Consider the following 15,486-nt stretch of genomic DNA (forward strand, 5'->3'; position numbering starts at 1 on the left):
GGCCTGCACGGGAAATAAAACCGGGAGATAGTCGGTATTAAAGGATGGAGTGAACAAATGACGGAACGTCGGTGCGGAGAGGGGACCGACGTTCCGTTGCACAGCTATCAGGCCAGAACCAGACCGTTATCGTAGTAAGCGATAGGCGCTTTGTCGCCCTCACCCTCGAAGGTCACCAGTTCCCAAGCCTCCTGCTCGGCCAGCAGGGCACGCAGCAGTTTGTTGTTCAGGGCATGCCCTGTCTTGTAAGCGCGGAACTCACCGATAATGCTGCGGTTGCACATATAGAGGTCACCGATTGCATCCAGCATCTTGTGCTTGACGAACTCGTCCTCGTAACGCAGACCATCTTCGTTCAGAACCCGGTAGTCATCCAGCACCACGGCGTTTTCCAAGCTTCCGCCCAGCGCCAGGTTCTGGGAACGCAGGTACTCGATATCACGCATGAACCCGAAAGTACGGGCTCGGCTGATCTCTTTCACGAAGGAGGCACCGGAGAAATCCAGTACACAACGCTGGTTGCGCCCTTCAAAGACCGGATGCTGGAAATCGATCTCGAGATCCATCTTGAAGCCATTGCGATAGGGGTGGAATTCCGCCCACTTGTCGCCATCTTCAACCCGGATGCTCTTCTTGATCCGCACAAACTGCTTGGCAGCATTTTGCTCACGGATCCCGACTTCCTGCAGCAGGTAGATAAAGGGATGCGCGCTGCCGTCCATTACCGGGATCTCGGGCGCGTCAACCTCGACGTAGAGGTTGTCGATCCCCATCCCGGCCAACGCGGCGGAGAGGTGCTCAATGGTAGAGACACGCACGCCGGCTTCGTTGACCAGAGCGGTACAGAGCACGGTATCACGCACCTGATCGGCATTGGCTGGCAGCTCCACCACAGGATTCAGGTCGGTACGCAAGTAAACGATCCCTGTATTCACAGGAGCCGGACGGAATGTCATGGTGACTTTCCGGCCCGAATGCAGGCCGACGCCAGTCGCCTGAACACTCGTTTTCAAGGTTCTTTGTCTAATCATGGGTGTACCCTAAACAGCTTAAAATCCGGACCAGATGGTCGTTGGCAGACCATCTTAGCACATTCCTTAAGCAACAGACAAACACGCCTCATAAGAGACTTAGTCTGCCTGCTTGCGCAGGAACGCCGGAATATCCAGATAATCCGGTTCACGACGGGCTTGCGGCTCGGCGTTAACCACCTTGGCCGGAGCTTCGTCCATCACGCGGCCCTGCATCATGTCGCTAACCAGCGGCTGACGTACCGGGCGCTCTTGCACCTGGCTGCTCTTGACCAGAGTGATGTCCGGCTTGCGCTCGGCACCGATACCGGTCGCAACCACGGTCACACGCAGTTCGTCGTGCATTTCCGGATCGATTACGGTACCCACTACCACAGTAGCGTTCTCGGAGGCGAAGGCCTTGACCGCGTTACCGACGGTTTCGAACTCTTCGATGGTCATGTCCATGCCGGCGGTGATGTTGACCAGGATGCCACGGGCACCGGCCAGATCCACGTCTTCCAGCAGCGGGCTGGAGATAGCCTTCTCGGCAGCTTCTTCGGCACGGTCATCACCGGAGGCTGAACCGGTACCCATCATGGCGGTACCCATTTCGCGCATAACGGTACGCACGTCCGCAAAGTCGACGTTGATCAGGCCAGGACGGGTGATCAGCTCGGCAATGCCCTGTACCGCGCCAAGCAGCACATCGTTGGCAGCCTTGAAGGCATCCAGCAGGGAGATACCGCGACCCAGCACCTTCAGCAACTTGTCGTTGGGGATGGTGATCAGGGAGTCGACGTTCTTGGAGAGCTCTTCGATACCGTGCGCAGCAAAGCCCATCCGCTTCTTCCCTTCGAAGGAGAACGGCTTGGTCACCACAGCAACGGTCAGGATGCCCATTTCGCGAGCCACTTCAGCCACAATCGGCGCAGCACCGGTACCGGTACCACCGCCCATACCGGCAGCGATGAACACCATGTCGGAACCGGTCAGCAGCTCACGCAGCGCTTCACGATCTTCCATGGCCGCGTCACGACCCACTTCCGGATTGGCGCCAGCACCCAGTCCCTTGGTGATGCCACCGCCGATCTGCAGAGTAGTGTTGGCACTGGAGTTGCGCAGTGCCTGGGCGTCGGTGTTGACGGTAATAAACTCGACACCTTCGATGTTTTGACGAACCATGTGTTCGACAGCGTTGCCGCCGCCGCCACCTACACCGATCACTTTAATGACGGCTTCGTCAGTGTGGCTATCCATAAATTCAAACATGTTGTCTCTCCGCTTTATTTGCCTGACTCAGCAAAATTCTTAAAACTCGCCACGCAGCCAGTTGCTGACCCGTTTGACCAGCCCACCGACGCTTGCCTTGGCGGCATATTCTTTGTTGCTACCTGTTGCCTGATGTGTACGGCCGTACTGCAGCAACCCGACCGCAGTCGAGTACACCGGCGCCTGCACATAATCACTCAAGCCACGAATATTCATGGGCTCCCCTACCCGAACCTGGCTCTGGAAGATCTGCTCTGCACACTCCACAATGCCTTCGATCTGGGCAGCGCCGCCGGTCAAGACCACACCGGCTGCCAGCTGATGCTTGACCCCCTGCGCTTTCAATTCGCTTTGTACCCGCACCAACTCATCATTCACCATGGAGAGCAACTCGGTGTAGCGGGGCTCGATTACTTCAGCCAGTGTCTGCCGCTGCAGGCTGCGCGCCGGACGACCGCCGACACTGGGCACTTCAATATTGTCTTCTTTGCTGACCAGACGACCGAGGGCGCAGCCGTAGCGCACCTTGATCGCTTCTGCGTCGAGCGGCGGCGTGCCGAAGGCGTAGGCGATGTCGCTGGTAACCGTGCTGCCAGCGTACGGGATCACCTTGGTGTGACGCAGGGCACCGCCAGTAAACAGCGACATATCCATGGTGCCACCACCGATGTCCACCACGCAGACACCCAGCTCTTTCTCGTCTTCGGTCAGCACGGCATAGCTGGAGGCCAGCGCGGAGAAGATCAGCTGATCGACTCGCAGACCCACTTTCTCGACACACTTCTCGATGTTGCGAGCCATGTCGTTATGGCAGGTGATGAGATGCACCTTGGCCGCCATCCGCACGCCAGAGAGACCGACCGGATTCTTGATCCCTTCCTGATAGTCGATGGCAAACTCCTGCGGCAGCACATGCAATACCCGCAGTTCGTCCGAGAGGCGGACCGACTTGGCGGTATGGATCACGTTATCCACATCCTCCTGGGTCACCTCTTCGTCAGAGATGGGTACCATGCCGGTCTCGTTGCGGCAGTCGATATGCTTGCCGGACAAACCGAGGTAGACCGAGCTGATCTGGCAATCCGCCATCATCTCGGCCTCTTCCACCGCACGGCGCAGTGACTTGACCACGGAGTCGAGGTCGTTGACCCCGCCCTTCTCCATCCCGCGGGAAGCGTGACTGCCCATACCGATGACGTTCAGTTCACCGTCCGGCAATACTTCACCGACCAGAACCGCCACTTTGGTTGTGCCGATATCCAGTCCGACAATCAAATTCCTATCTGCGGTGTTGGTCATGCACTTTCTCTTCGCTCTTCTTCCAGCCAACTGCCACTCCGGTATCGTATCGAAGATCCACGTACGCAACCTGCGCGCGGGGTTCGATAGCCGGGAAGGCATCGATAAACCGCTGCAACCGGAGCGCTATGTCGTTGCGCCCCAGAAACAGCTTGATATTGCCATCCAGGGTCAGTTCCCAGGCATGGCGGGGGGTCAGATTCACCCCCAGCAACTTGTATCCCTTGGCAGCCAGTTGCGCTTCATACTGCCGACTCTCTTTCAACACCATGGCGGCCTGGTCATCCGGCCCCGACAGCTGCAACAGCGGTGTCTTGACCCGATCAGGTGCACTGAATACCTTGCCTTTGGTGTTGACGAAGCGGTTGCCGTTCCAGCGCGCCGCCACGTCCTGTTCTGTCAGGTAGACCTTGATCTTATTCGGCCACTTCTTGCGTACCGATACCGAGGCTACCCATGGCAAGGCATTAAGCCGTGCCTGCAATTCGTTAACATCCAACTCGAAGAAGTTGCGTGACTCGGCGCCATCCAGCACGGCAAGTCGCAGCTCTTCGGTTTCCAGATACTGGTGTTGCCCCTGCAGCAACAGCTCGCTCATGGGCAACCGGTTGGCATCCGTCAGCCAACCTTTAACATCCAGCGCAGTCCGATAGCAGCCCCATATCACCAGCAGGAAAAACATAACGCCTGCGATGAAGCCGCCCTTGGTGCGCCCCTGTGCCCTTGCCTCCACCCGCTCGATCCCCGTGTAACGCGCTAAACCGGCCTTTTGACAGACCGGTTCGCCATTATATAGGCCCCGGCTTGGCGGTCAAAATACTCATTGGGCCCTCAGGCACCAGATTTCATGCTATCTATGCTCAATTTCATCTCGCCGAGACGCCGGGCCAGAGCCCCGACGTTCCCTGCCCCCTGAGTCAGCACCAGATCCCCTTCGCCAACCAGATCTGCCAGCACCGCTGGAACATCATCCGGCGTCGCCACAAAGATGGGTTCCAGATTGCCGCGCGAACGGATGGAGCGGCACAGCGCACGACCGTCTGCCCCGGGGATCGGATCCTCGCCGGCAGCATAAACCTCCAGCATTACCAGTACGTCCACCTTGGAGAGCACGTCAGCGAAGTCTTCGTAAAGGTCGCGAGTGCGGGTGTAGCGATGCGGCTGGAACACCATGACCAGACGCTTCTCCGGCCAGCCGGCACGAGCGGCATTGATGGTCACCTTCACTTCGCTCGGATGGTGACCATAATCGTCCACCAGCATCGCCTTGCCGCGACCAGTTTCGAACTCACCATACTGCTGGAAGCGACGACCGACCCCTTCAAATTTGGCCAGCGCACGGATGATGGCATCGTCGCTAACCCCATCTTCCGTCGCGACAGCAATCGCCGCGGCAGCGTTCAAGGCGTTGTGGATCCCCGGCAAGTTGAGGGTTACCTGCAGCTCACCCGCCTCTTTGCGGCGCACCCGGAAGCAGCTGTGGTTGGTGGTCTGGACAAAATCCAGCACCTGCACATCCGCATCCTCAGAGAGACCATAGGTCAGGGTCGGGCGCGCAATCTCGGGCTGCATGCCACGAATCACCGGATCATCGATGCAGACCACCGCCAGACCGTAGAAAGGCAGGTTGTGCAGAAACTCGATGAAGGTGGCCTTCAGCTTGGAGAAATCACCGCCGTAGGTATCCATGTGATCCGCTTCGATGTTGGTCACGATAGAGACCATCGGCTGCAGATGCAGGAAGGAGGCATCACTCTCGTCCGCCTCGGCGATCAGGTAACGGCTGCTGCCCAGACGTGCATTGGTGCCGGCGCTGTTGAGCAGGCCACCGATAACGAAGGTCGGATCGCGGTCGGCTTCGGCATAGATGCTTGCCACCAGACTGGTCGTAGTGGTTTTGCCATGAGTACCAGCGATGGCGATGCCGTGACGAAAACGCATCAGCTCGGCCAGCATCTCGGCACGGCGCACTACCGGGATCCGCAGTTCGCGGGCAGCCAGCAGCTCCGGGTTGTCCTGCTTGATCGCGGTGGAAACAACGACCACGCTGGCACCATTGACGTGCTCGGCGCTGTGGCCAGTAAAGATATGTGCGCCCAGAGCCTCAAGCCGCTCGGTCACTGCATTGCGAGCCAGATCAGAACCCGTTACCTGATACCCTTCGTTGGCAAGCACTTCGGCGATACCGCCCATACCGGCACCACCGATGCCGATAAAATGGATGCGACGCACGCGGCGCATTTCGGGGATCACAGTACGCAGTTTTGCCAGTTCAACCTTGGTCATAATCGTCTCTTTAGTCTGCAGCAAGCCGTTTGTTCTCAAAGGGCCTCATCTCACAGCATCAATCTACAAAGGGGTGAGGCTGCACGGCGTGGCCAGTGCAATCTCATCCTTACTCTTTATTTGTCTGCCCTTCGGCGAGTCGTTTGCACTCGTCAGCAACCCGCTCTGCCGCATCGGTAATAGCGACGCGACGGGCGGCCTTGGCCATGTTAAACAGAGTCTCCCTGCGCCCGGCGAGCCAAGAGAGACGGGCAGCCAGCGAGGCTGTGGTCAACTCGGACTGGGGCAGGAACTCAGCCGCACCGCCATCGACCAGCGTCAGGGCGTTGCGAGTCTGGTGATCATCCACTGCATGGGGCAGCGGCACGAAGATGGCAGCCACACCGGCAGCGGCCACTTCGGAGACGGTCAGTGCACCCGCCCGGCAGACCACCAGGTCGGCCCAGGCATAGGCTCCCGCCATATCCTTGATAAATTCACTTACCTCGGCATTAATACCGTGCTGGGCATAGGCCGCGCTGACGGCTTCGCCATTACCCTTGCCGCACTGATGACGCACCTCGATAGGTACACCAGCTGCAGCGACCGCAGCGGGCACCTGCTCGTTGAGCACGCGAGCCCCCAGACTTCCGCCCACGATCAGAAGGTGCAACGGCTCGCTGCTGCTACGCAGTTGGGGATCCGGCAGTGCGACCACTTCGGGGCGAACCGGATTGCCCACCACGGCAGTGCGGCGGCTCGGAGCAAACGCCCCCGGGAATGCCATCAACACCCGCTTGGCGATACGCGCCAGCAGCTTGTTGGTCATACCGGCTGCAGCATTCTGTTCGTGCAGCAGCAACGGGATCCCGGAGAACCAGGCCGCCACGCCACCCGGGCCGGAGGCAAAGCCGCCCATACCGAGCACCACATCCGGACGAATGGTCTTGAGCACCTGACGCGCCTGCAGCACGGATTTCACGATGCGATAGGGCGCCGCCAGCAACCGCTTGATGCCGTTGCCACGCACCCCCTGAATATCGATAAAGGAGATGGGATAGCCATGGGCTGGCACCAGCTCGGCCTCCATCCGGTCGGCAGTGCCCAGCCAGTGAACTGTCCAGCCCTGCTCCTTCAATCGATCGGCTACGGCCAGACCCGGGAAGACATGTCCCCCGGTACCACCTGCCATCACCAACAGCGTCTTGCTCACTAAACCTCCCGCACCCGCGCCTGGGCTGTCGCCTGACGCAACTCAAAATCGATTCGAATCAACATGCTCACTGCCACCGTCATGATGATGAGACTGGAGCCACCGTAACTCACGAGCGGCAAGGTCAACCCTTTGGTCGGCATCATGCCGCTGGCCGCGCCAACGTTAACGAAGGTCTGGAAACTGAACCAGATCCCGATACCGATGGCCAGATAACCGTCATAGAGGCGATCGGCAGCAAGAGCCTTGTGGCCCAGTTTCAGTGCCTTGACCGCCAGTGCGAAGATCAGGAACAGCGCACCCAGAACACCGGCATAGCCGAGCTCTTCACCGAGGATCGCAAAGACGAAGTCGGTATGCGCTTCCGGCAGATACTCCATCTTCTGGATGGAGTTGCCCAGCCCTTCGCCAAACCAGCTGCCGCGGCCAAACGCCATCAGCGACTGGGTCAACTGGTAGCCACTGCCAAACGGATCGGCCCAGGGATCCATAAAGGAGGTAACCCGTCGCATCCGGTAAGGCTCGACGATGATCAGCATCACCACGGCACCGACCCCGGCACCGATCAGAGTCAGGAACTGCCCGAGTCGGGCGCCAGCCAGAAAGAGCATGCCGAACGAGGTAACAAACATCACCACGGTGGAGCCCAGGTCAGGCTGCAGCAGCAACAGGACGGCCAGCACCCCGAATACCGCCAGCGGTTTGAGGAAGCCAATCCAGGCTTCACGCACCTCGTTCTGGCGCCGCACCAGATAGCCGGCCAGATAGACAAAGAGCGCCAGCTTGCCGAACTCGGCAGGCTGCAGGTTGAACGGGCCGAGCGGCAACCAGCGTACCGCACCGTTGACGTTGCGCCCCACCAGCAGCACCAGCACCAGCATCAGAATGGCCAGCAGCAGCATGGGGCCGTTGTGTTCCTGCCAGCGAGCCATCGGCACCTGCAGCACGAACCAGGAGATGCCGAGCGCCATCACCAGAAACATGGCGTGACGTTTCACGAACATGAAGGGATCGTTGCCCAGAGAGATCCCCTCGGGGATCGAGGCAGATGCCACGATCACCACCCCAAGCGCCATCAGCGCAAGCGCCAGCACAACCAGCTGACGATCATAGAGACCAGCTGGACGCGCCGGTAACAACCAGCGCTGGAAAAGACCTGCTACTGCACGAAGGGCGTTCATAGCGCCATCACCATCTCGGTAAAGCGATCGCCGCGCACCTCGAACGACTTGAACTGATCGAGGCTGGCACAGGCCGGCGCCAGCAGCACCCAGTCACCGGGTGTGGCATCGGCAGCCGCCTTGGCAACGGCGGCAGCAAGGTCGGCAACCCGTTCGGTCTGCTCACCCAGCGCCAGCAGCACCTCGGCATCCTGGCCAAAGCAGTACATGTGATCGATCTGGTTGCCCAGCAGCGCCTGAATGGGGCCAAAATCCTGCCCCTTGCCCTGACCACCGGCCAGCAGCAACAGACGACCCTTGACCGACTCGCGCACTCCAGCCACGGCAGCCAGAGTCGCGCCAACGTTGGTCGCCTTGGAGTCGTTGATCCAGCGCACCCCGTTTACCTCGCGCACGAAGCGGGCTCGGTGCGGCAGACCTTCAAAACGGCGCAGCACGGTGAGTTGTGCCGCGCGGGGAATGCCAACCGCATCGCACAGCGCCATGGCGGCAAGGGCGTTCGCCTGATTGTGGGCGCCGACGATCTTCATCTCGTCCACCGCGATCAGGGGCTCGCCGTGCAGGGTCAGCCAGTAGCGGCCATCCAGCAGACAACGGCCGTAACCATTGCAGTCGAGACCAAAGCTTTGCCACACCTGACCGACATCGGGCAGGGTCTGGGCATCGTCGCGGTTGACCAGAATATGTTTGGAGTTCTGATGGATCTCCATCTTGGCGGCGCGATAATCGGCCATGCCCTGATAGCGATCCATATGATCTTCGGAGAGGTTGAGCACCACGGAGGCGGCAGCGCGCAGGCTGTAGGTAGTCTCCAGCTGAAAACTGGAGAGCTCCAGCACACAGAGATCCATCGGCTGCTTGAGCAAGTCCAACGCCGGAGTCCCTATGTTGCCGCCAACACCGACATTGAGTCCGGCTTCGGCAATCATCTCGCCCACCAGCGTGGTCACTGTGCTCTTGCCGTTCGAGCCGGTGATGGCAATGACCGGTGTCTGGGTCTCTCGCACAAACAGCTCGATATCCCCGATGATCTGCACACCCCGTTCGGCTGCGGCTTTCAGCTCGGGCGTGGCAAGGGCAATGCCCGGGCTCGCTACGATCATGTGTGCCTGCTTGAGCAGCTCTTCATCCAGCCCGTGGATAAGTTCCACTTCTGGTGGCAGCTGCTCCTTGCCGGGCGGGTTGGCACGGGTATCCATCACCAGCGGCGTGACGCCACGGCCGAGGAAGTAGTCGACGCAGGAGAGTCCGGTTTTACCCAATCCGATGATGATGACCATGGCCTTACCTCACCTTCAGGGTGGCAAGACCCAGCAGCACCAGCACGAGGGTGATGATCCAGAAGCGCACGATAACGCGCGGCTCCGGCCAGCCCTTCTTCTCGTAGTGGTGATGGATCGGCGCCATGCGGAAGATCCGCACGCCGCGCAGCTTATAGGAACCCACCTGCAGGATCACCGAAACGGTCTCCATCACGAAGACCCCGCCCATGATCACCAGCAGAAACTCCTGACGAACCAGCACGGCAATGGTACCGAGCGCGCCACCCAGCGCCAGCGAGCCAACATCGCCCATGAAGACCTGTGCCGGATAGGTGTTGAACCAGAGGAAGCCCAGACCCGCACCGACGATGGCGGTACAGACGATCACCAGCTCGGAGGTATAGGGAACATAAGGAATATGCAGGTAGCTGGCGAAGTTGACGTTACCGGTTGCCCAGGCGATAAACGCAAAGCCGCCAGCAACCATCACGGTCGGCATTATGGCCAAGCCATCCAGACCATCGGTCAGGTTGACCGCGTTGGAGGTACCGACGATGACAAAGTAGGTCAGCAGGATGAACATCAGGCCGAGTTGCGGCATCACATCCTTGAGGAAGGGCACCACCAGCTGGGTCTGACCGTCGTGAGTGGCAGTAGCATAGAGGAATACCGCCACTCCCAGCGCAACGGCAGATTGCCAGAAGTACTTCCAGCGAGCGATCAGACCGTCAGTGTTCTTGCGCACCACCTTGAGGTAGTCGTCGGCAAAGCCGATGGCACCGTAGGCGCCCAGCACAAACAGCACCAGCCAGACATAGGGGTTGTCGAGACGGCACCAGAGCAGCACGGAGGTGAAGATGGCGGCAATGATCATCAGGCCCCCCATGGTCGGGGTACCTCGCTTGCTGAGGTGAGACTCGGGACCATCGTTGCGGATCACCTGACCGAACTTCAGGATCTGCAGGCGACGGATCAGGCGAGGCCCCATCCAGAGCGCAACACCCAGACCGGTAATGATCGACAGGATGGCGCGAAACGTCAGGTAGGAGAAGACGTTGAAGAAGGTGAAGTGCGGAGTAAGCAGTTCAGCCAGCCAGACTAGCATGCCGCTGACTCCTGATGGTCGACGACCATCTTGACGATATCTTCCATGCGGGAGCCACGGGCCCCTTTGACCAGAATCGAAATTTCCTGATGTGTATTAATCATTTGCGCAAGCACTTCAAACAACGACGCCTTGTTATCGAAATGTCGGCCAGCCGCGGCATCTGCGGTATGGCGACTCTCTTCCCCCACTGTCAGAACGGCATCCAGACCGCACTCGCGGGCATGATGGCCAACCCGGGCATGTTGCTCGGCAGACTCTTCACCCAGTTCCCGCATGTCACCGAACACCAGCACCTTGAAGCCGCTCATGGCGGTCAACGCATCGATGCCCGCCAGCACGGACTCCACGCTGGCATTGTAGGTATCGTCCACCAGGGTCAGACCGCCCCAGCGCTGAACGCAGAAGCGTCCCTTGACCGGAGCCATCTGCTCCAGACCGGCTTTGACCGAGGCCAGAGAAGCACCGAGCGCCAGGGTGCCGGCAGCAGCAGCCAGCGCATTGGCCACGTTATGGCGGCCGGGGATCGCCAGAGTCAGGCTCACCTCGCCCTGCGGGGTCACCATAACGAACTCGGCACAACCCTGAGCGTTGAGAATCACATCGCGAGCATGGAACGGCTGGCTCTGATCTTCGATGGAGAAGGCGCAGCGAATGCCACGCTCACGCCACTTAGGCCAGAATTCGTTGTCGGCGTTGACGATGGCGCTGCCGCCTTCGCTCAAGCCCTCAAAAATCTCGCTCTTGGCGTGGAACACCCCTTCCAGCGAGCCAAAACCCTCCAGATGAGCCGCAGCCACGTTGTTGATGATGGCGGCATCCGGTTTGGCCAGCGAGGTAGTCCAGGCGATCTCGCCCGGGTGATTGGCACCCAGCTCCATCACCGCAAACTTGTGTTGCGGTTCGAGGCGCAGCAGGGTGAGCGGCACGCCCACCTCATTGTTGAAGTTGCCAGCGGTGGCCAGCACTTCCCCTTCATTGCGCAGGATGGCGGTGGCCATCTCCTTCACCGTGGTCTTGCCGCAGCTGCCAGTGATAGCCAGCACTTTCGGGTTAATGCGCTCACGCACCAGCTTGCCGAGACGGCCCAACCCCTTGAGGGTATCGGCTACCACCAGTTGGGGAATGGCCAGCGGCAGTTCACGCTCGACCAGCAGGGCAGAGGCCCCCGCCGCCAGCGCCTGATCGCAAAAATCGTGGGCATCGAAGCGCTCGCCGCGCAGTGCAACAAACAGAGCGCCAGTACCCAGAGTACGGGTATCGGTGCTGACCGCAGTAATCTCGCCATCTTCACCAATCAGACGGGCATCGAGCACCTGCGCCAGGTCGGCAAGCCTGAGGGTCATCATTTGAATGACTCCATTAATGTGTGCAAAGCGGCGGCGACGGTTTCCCGGTCGCTATAGTGCCGCTTGTCGGTTCCAATAATTTGATAATCCTCGTGACCTTTACCGGCCACCAGAATGATGTCCTGTTTGCTCGCCTGACGGATGGCCAGGTTGATCGCCTTGACCCGATCGTGCTCGACCTGCACCGCAGCAGGATCGCGAAGACCCGCCACCATGTCGGCCATGATCCGGGCCGGCTCCTCGGTACGGGGATTGTCGTCGGTCAGGATCACGCGATCCGCATACTGTTCAGCCATGGCTGCCATCATGGGGCGCTTGCCGCGATCTCGGTCGCCACCACAGCCAACCAGACACCAGAGCTGGCCTTTGCAGTGCACGCGCAGTGCCTGCAGCGCCTTGTCCAGCGCGTCCGGAGTGTGGGCATAGTCGACCACGGCAAGGGGCGCCTCACCACCACCAAAGCACTCCATGCGACCGGTCACCGGCTGCAATTTCGGAGCAGTTGCCAGCAGCTCGTCGAAGTGATAGCCGAGCACCAGCATGACTCCCATCGCAGCCAGCACATTGCTGACGTTGAAGCGCCCGAGCAAGGGGGCGGATAATACACCATTCCCCCAGCTGGAGTTAATCTGCGCGCGAAAACCTTGCTGGTGAAAATCGAGTTGCTGCGCCGTTAACTGACGGCCGGAATGGTTTTCAATCGGGCCATTAACGCTGAGCGCCACCGCTGAGGGGTATTTTTCGAGCCACTTGGCACCCAGCTCGTCATCGCGGTTGATCACTGCGTTCGCTTCGTCGACCAGCTGCAACAGTTGCTCCTTGGCGGCCCCATAGGCCTCCATGGTGCCGTGGTAGTCGAGGTGATCCCGACTCAGGTTGGTGAAGACCGCAGCAGCAAACGGCAAGGCTGCAACCCGATGTTGCACCAGACCGTGGCTGGAGACCTCCATCGCCACCAGATCCGCCCCCTGCTCTTGCAGGGCGGCCAGATTGGCTTGCACCTGAACAGCGCTGCCAGTGGTGTTTTCCGCTTCGATCAGATTGCCAAACAGACCGTTGCCGATGGTACCCATCACGCCAGCCTTGCCACCCAGCAGGGTACGCCAGTTGGCGACCAGCAGCGCAGTGGTGCTCTTGCCGTTGGTCCCCGTGATCCCCACCAGCTCCAGTTTTGTGGCTGGCTGATCGTAGAAATAACCTGCGAGGGCGGAGAGATGTACTGGCAAATCGCGCATTCCGATGCAGGGAACGGAAACCGCTGGCGCGATAAATTCACCGTCCTCCTCAAACACAACAGCGGTCGCTCCCTGAGCCACCGCCTGTTCGATAAACCGTCTGCCGTCCACCTGATGGCCGCGAATGGCCACGAAGAGAGAGCCGGGGCCGACCCGCCGGCTATCCAGCTGGATATCGGTCAGGGCAAGCGCCGGCGCCGTAATGCAGAAGGGGCGCAGTAATGAATCAAGTGCGCGGTGCAACAGGAGCCTCCGTACTGGCGAGTTTGGTGGGTACCGAAGGGGGTACCGCATCCGGACGAATATTGAAGAGTTGCAGCACCCCGCCCATGGCCTCTGCAAACGGTGGGGTCGCCACGGCGCCACCATAGTAGGCGCTGCCCTTTGGCTCGTTGATTACCACCACCATGACAAAACGGGGATCACTGGCCGGGGCGAAGCCGGCAAACCAGGCCATGTAATCCTTGCCATAGCCACCTGCAACGGCGACCTTGGCGGTACCACTCTTGCCGCCTACCCGGTAGCCCGGGATCTTGGCCTTGGGAATGGCGTTGTCGACCACGTATTCCAGCGCCTGCAGCATGGCGGAGGCGTTGTTGTGGTCGATCACCTGCTCGCCCTTGGGCGGCGTGGTGACCTTGACGATGGAGATGGGCACCCGCTTGCCCTTGTTGGCCAGGGTGGCGTAGGCGGAAGCCAGTTGCAGCGGGGTAACCCGCAGACCATAACCAAACGAGAGGGTCGCCCGCTCGATATCGGACCAGCGGCGACGCTGGGGCAGCATGCCGCTGCTCTCGCCCATCAGGCCGCTACCGGTATCCATGCCGAAGCCGAACATGCTGAGGGTGTTGATCATCTCCTGCGCCGGCATCCGCAGCGCGATGCGCGACATACCGATGTTGGAGGAGTAGCGCAGAATGTCGTAGAGGTTGGTCGCCCGGTGGATACTGACGTCCTTGATCTGCTTGGCGCCGATAAAGAGCGGCCCGCCCTGAATGAAGTCTTTCCAGCTGGTGACACCGGCTTGCAAGGCACTGAGCAAAATCAATGGTTTGACAGTGGAGCCCGGCTCGTAGGTATCGGTGACCACCCGGTTGCGCACCCGGAAGCTCTGATACTGACCGCGGTTGTTCGGGTTGTAGGAGGGGGTGTTGACCATGGCGAGTACTTCGCCGGTCTTGATATCCAGCATCACCATGGAGCCGGATGTCGCCTTGTTCTCGTCGGTGGCCCGCTTGAGCGCACGATAAGCCAGCGCCTGTACCCGTTGATCGATACTGAGCTGCAGATCGTTGGCGTTCTTGCCCTCCTTGACGATGCCAAGGCGTTCGATGACCCGTCCCTGACGATCCTTGCGCACCCGCATCTCGCCCGGTGTTGCGGTCAGCCACTCGTCATAGCTGCGCTCGATACCTTCGATACCGTGGCCATCGATGTTGGTCACCCCAACCAGATGGGCACTGATCTCGCCGGTCGGATAGAAACGGCGCGACTCGGGACGCAGATAGACACCACCCAACTTGAGCCCCTTGATATATTCCGAAACGGCAGGGGTTACCTGACGCTGCAGATAGACAAAACGCTTGCTGGGATTGGCGATCCGTTGTTTGAGGGTATTGATGTCGATCTTGAGCACGGCAGAGAGCGCCATCCAGGCTCGCTCGTTGTGAATCGCGCCAGACTCGTGCACCGTCTTGGGGTCTGCCCAGACCGCTTCGACCGGCACGGATACTGCCAGCTGTTCACCGTTGCGATCGGTGATCATGCCGCGCACCGCCTGGGTGGAGGTGGTACGCAGGGAGCGCATGTCCCCCTCCTGGCGCAGGCGGTCAGGGTTGATCACCTGGATCCAAGCCAAGCGCAGGATCAGCCCAACAAATGCGATGCCGATGAACACGACCAGCGTGCGAAAGCGCCACGGATAGATCGAGGGCGCTTTGACGTTCGCTTTGGCAGCTTTGGCTGTAGCCTTGCGTTTCATGGCAGGGTAATTACCTTCTCGGTGGTCACCAGAGGGCGACCCATTTGTAACTTGTCCATCGCCAGAGTGGCTACCCGGGAATGTTCCGCCAGGGTGCCCTGCTCCAGCAGGAGGTGACGCCATTCGATATTGAGGCGATCCTCTTCGGCCATCAGGTCGTTCTGTTGGGCAGTAAGGCCGCGCGTCATGTTGGTCACCAAAATCACGGCAAATGCAGTCACCAGCACGGCGACCGACAGCAGGATCTGCAGCTTGTGCCGCCAGAGATCCGCAACGATCTCCTTGGCAAGGTGGACACGCACTTCGCTCATCGC

At 60.0% G+C, this 15,486-nt stretch carries 13 protein-coding genes; all 13 read right to left on the minus strand.

From position 1 onward, the window contains the following. Window positions 1–107 precede the first annotated feature (107 nt). Entirely contained in the window at window positions 108–1,031 is a 924-nt protein-coding gene (gene lpxC, locus LG31_RS0115740) for a UDP-3-O-acyl-N-acetylglucosamine deacetylase (protein ID WP_005336146.1), read from the minus strand. A 99-nt stretch (window positions 1,032–1,130) separates the two neighbouring features. Then, the gene (ftsZ, locus tag LG31_RS0115745) at window positions 1,131–2,282 is read right to left on the minus strand and encodes a cell division protein FtsZ (RefSeq protein ID WP_005336147.1); all 1,152 of its coding nucleotides are present in this window, start codon (window positions 2,280–2,282) and stop codon (window positions 1,131–1,133) included. Window positions 2,283–2,321: 39 nt separating this feature from the next. After that, window positions 2,322–3,581 carry a cell division protein FtsA gene (gene ftsA / locus LG31_RS0115750; protein ID WP_005336148.1) on the minus strand — a complete coding sequence of 420 codons (1,260 nt, stop codon included), beginning with the start codon at window positions 3,579–3,581 and terminating at the stop codon, window positions 2,322–2,324. Continuing rightward, window positions 3,562–4,314 carry a cell division protein FtsQ/DivIB gene (locus LG31_RS0115755; protein ID WP_033115385.1) on the minus strand — a complete coding sequence of 251 codons (753 nt, stop codon included), beginning with the start codon at window positions 4,312–4,314 and terminating at the stop codon, window positions 3,562–3,564. Before LG31_RS0115755 ends, ftsA begins: the two co-directional genes overlap by 20 nt. A gap of 98 nt (window positions 4,315–4,412) precedes the next feature. After that, window positions 4,413–5,867 (minus strand): UDP-N-acetylmuramate--L-alanine ligase, encoded by a 1,455-nt coding sequence (gene murC / locus LG31_RS0115760; protein WP_033115386.1) that lies wholly within the window; start codon window positions 5,865–5,867, stop codon window positions 4,413–4,415. 109 nt (window positions 5,868–5,976) lie between these two features. After that, window positions 5,977–7,059, minus strand: coding sequence for an undecaprenyldiphospho-muramoylpentapeptide beta-N-acetylglucosaminyltransferase (gene murG / locus LG31_RS0115765; RefSeq protein WP_033115387.1), 1,083 nt, complete (start codon window positions 7,057–7,059; stop codon window positions 5,977–5,979). After that, window positions 7,059–8,240 carry a cell division protein FtsW gene (gene ftsW / locus LG31_RS0115770; RefSeq protein WP_033115388.1) on the minus strand — a complete coding sequence of 394 codons (1,182 nt, stop codon included), beginning with the start codon at window positions 8,238–8,240 and terminating at the stop codon, window positions 7,059–7,061. The genes murG and ftsW overlap by 1 nt, the downstream gene beginning before the upstream one ends. Further along, window positions 8,237–9,520 (minus strand): UDP-N-acetylmuramoyl-L-alanine--D-glutamate ligase, encoded by a 1,284-nt coding sequence (gene murD, locus LG31_RS0115775; RefSeq protein ID WP_033115389.1) that lies wholly within the window; start codon window positions 9,518–9,520, stop codon window positions 8,237–8,239. The genes ftsW and murD overlap by 4 nt, the downstream gene beginning before the upstream one ends. A gap of 4 nt (window positions 9,521–9,524) precedes the next feature. Then, complete coding sequence (mraY, locus tag LG31_RS0115780; protein ID WP_005341701.1) at window positions 9,525–10,607, minus strand: phospho-N-acetylmuramoyl-pentapeptide-transferase; 1,083 nt, start codon at window positions 10,605–10,607, stop codon at window positions 9,525–9,527. After that, window positions 10,601–11,956, minus strand: coding sequence for a UDP-N-acetylmuramoyl-tripeptide--D-alanyl-D-alanine ligase (locus LG31_RS0115785; RefSeq protein ID WP_033115390.1), 1,356 nt, complete (start codon window positions 11,954–11,956; stop codon window positions 10,601–10,603). The genes mraY and LG31_RS0115785 overlap by 7 nt, the downstream gene beginning before the upstream one ends. After that, window positions 11,953–13,437 (minus strand): UDP-N-acetylmuramoyl-L-alanyl-D-glutamate--2,6-diaminopimelate ligase, encoded by a 1,485-nt coding sequence (gene murE, locus LG31_RS0115790; RefSeq protein ID WP_033115533.1) that lies wholly within the window; start codon window positions 13,435–13,437, stop codon window positions 11,953–11,955. Before murE ends, LG31_RS0115785 begins: the two co-directional genes overlap by 4 nt. Beyond that, the gene (locus LG31_RS0115795) at window positions 13,418–15,172 is read right to left on the minus strand and encodes a penicillin-binding transpeptidase domain-containing protein (RefSeq protein WP_033115391.1); all 1,755 of its coding nucleotides are present in this window, start codon (window positions 15,170–15,172) and stop codon (window positions 13,418–13,420) included. Before LG31_RS0115795 ends, murE begins: the two co-directional genes overlap by 20 nt. Beyond that, on the minus strand, window positions 15,169–15,483 hold the full coding sequence (gene ftsL / locus LG31_RS0115800; RefSeq protein WP_033115392.1) for a cell division protein FtsL: 315 nt from the start codon (window positions 15,481–15,483) through the stop codon (window positions 15,169–15,171). The genes LG31_RS0115795 and ftsL overlap by 4 nt, the downstream gene beginning before the upstream one ends. Window positions 15,484–15,486 lie beyond the last annotated feature (3 nt).

This window comes from Aeromonas lacus (assembly GCF_000764665.1).
Lineage (GTDB): Bacteria > Pseudomonadota > Gammaproteobacteria > Enterobacterales > Aeromonadaceae > Aeromonas > Aeromonas lacus.

Bases quoted from the DNA above. Each gene is read 5' to 3' on its own strand.
- LG31_RS0115795 (WP_033115391.1), bottom strand. From the start codon at position 15,172: ATGAAACGCAAGGCTACAGCCAAAGCTGCCAAAGCGAACGTCAAAGCG.
- ftsL (WP_033115392.1), bottom strand. From the start codon at position 15,483: ATGAGCGAAGTGCGTGTCCACCTTGCCAAGGAGATCGTTGCGGATCTC.
- murD (WP_033115389.1), bottom strand. From the start codon at position 9,520: ATGGTCATCATCATCGGATTGGGTAAAACCGGACTCTCCTGCGTCGAC.
- murC (WP_033115386.1), bottom strand. From the start codon at position 5,867: ATGACCAAGGTTGAACTGGCAAAACTGCGTACTGTGATCCCCGAAATG.
- lpxC (WP_005336146.1), bottom strand. From the start codon at position 1,031: ATGATTAGACAAAGAACCTTGAAAACGAGTGTTCAGGCGACTGGCGTC.
- LG31_RS0115785 (WP_033115390.1), bottom strand. From the start codon at position 11,956: ATGATGACCCTCAGGCTTGCCGACCTGGCGCAGGTGCTCGATGCCCGT.
- ftsZ (WP_005336147.1), bottom strand. From the start codon at position 2,282: ATGTTTGAATTTATGGATAGCCACACTGACGAAGCCGTCATTAAAGTG.
- ftsA (WP_005336148.1), bottom strand. From the start codon at position 3,581: ATGACCAACACCGCAGATAGGAATTTGATTGTCGGACTGGATATCGGC.
- ftsW (WP_033115388.1), bottom strand. From the start codon at position 8,240: ATGAACGCCCTTCGTGCAGTAGCAGGTCTTTTCCAGCGCTGGTTGTTA.
- mraY (WP_005341701.1), bottom strand. From the start codon at position 10,607: ATGCTAGTCTGGCTGGCTGAACTGCTTACTCCGCACTTCACCTTCTTC.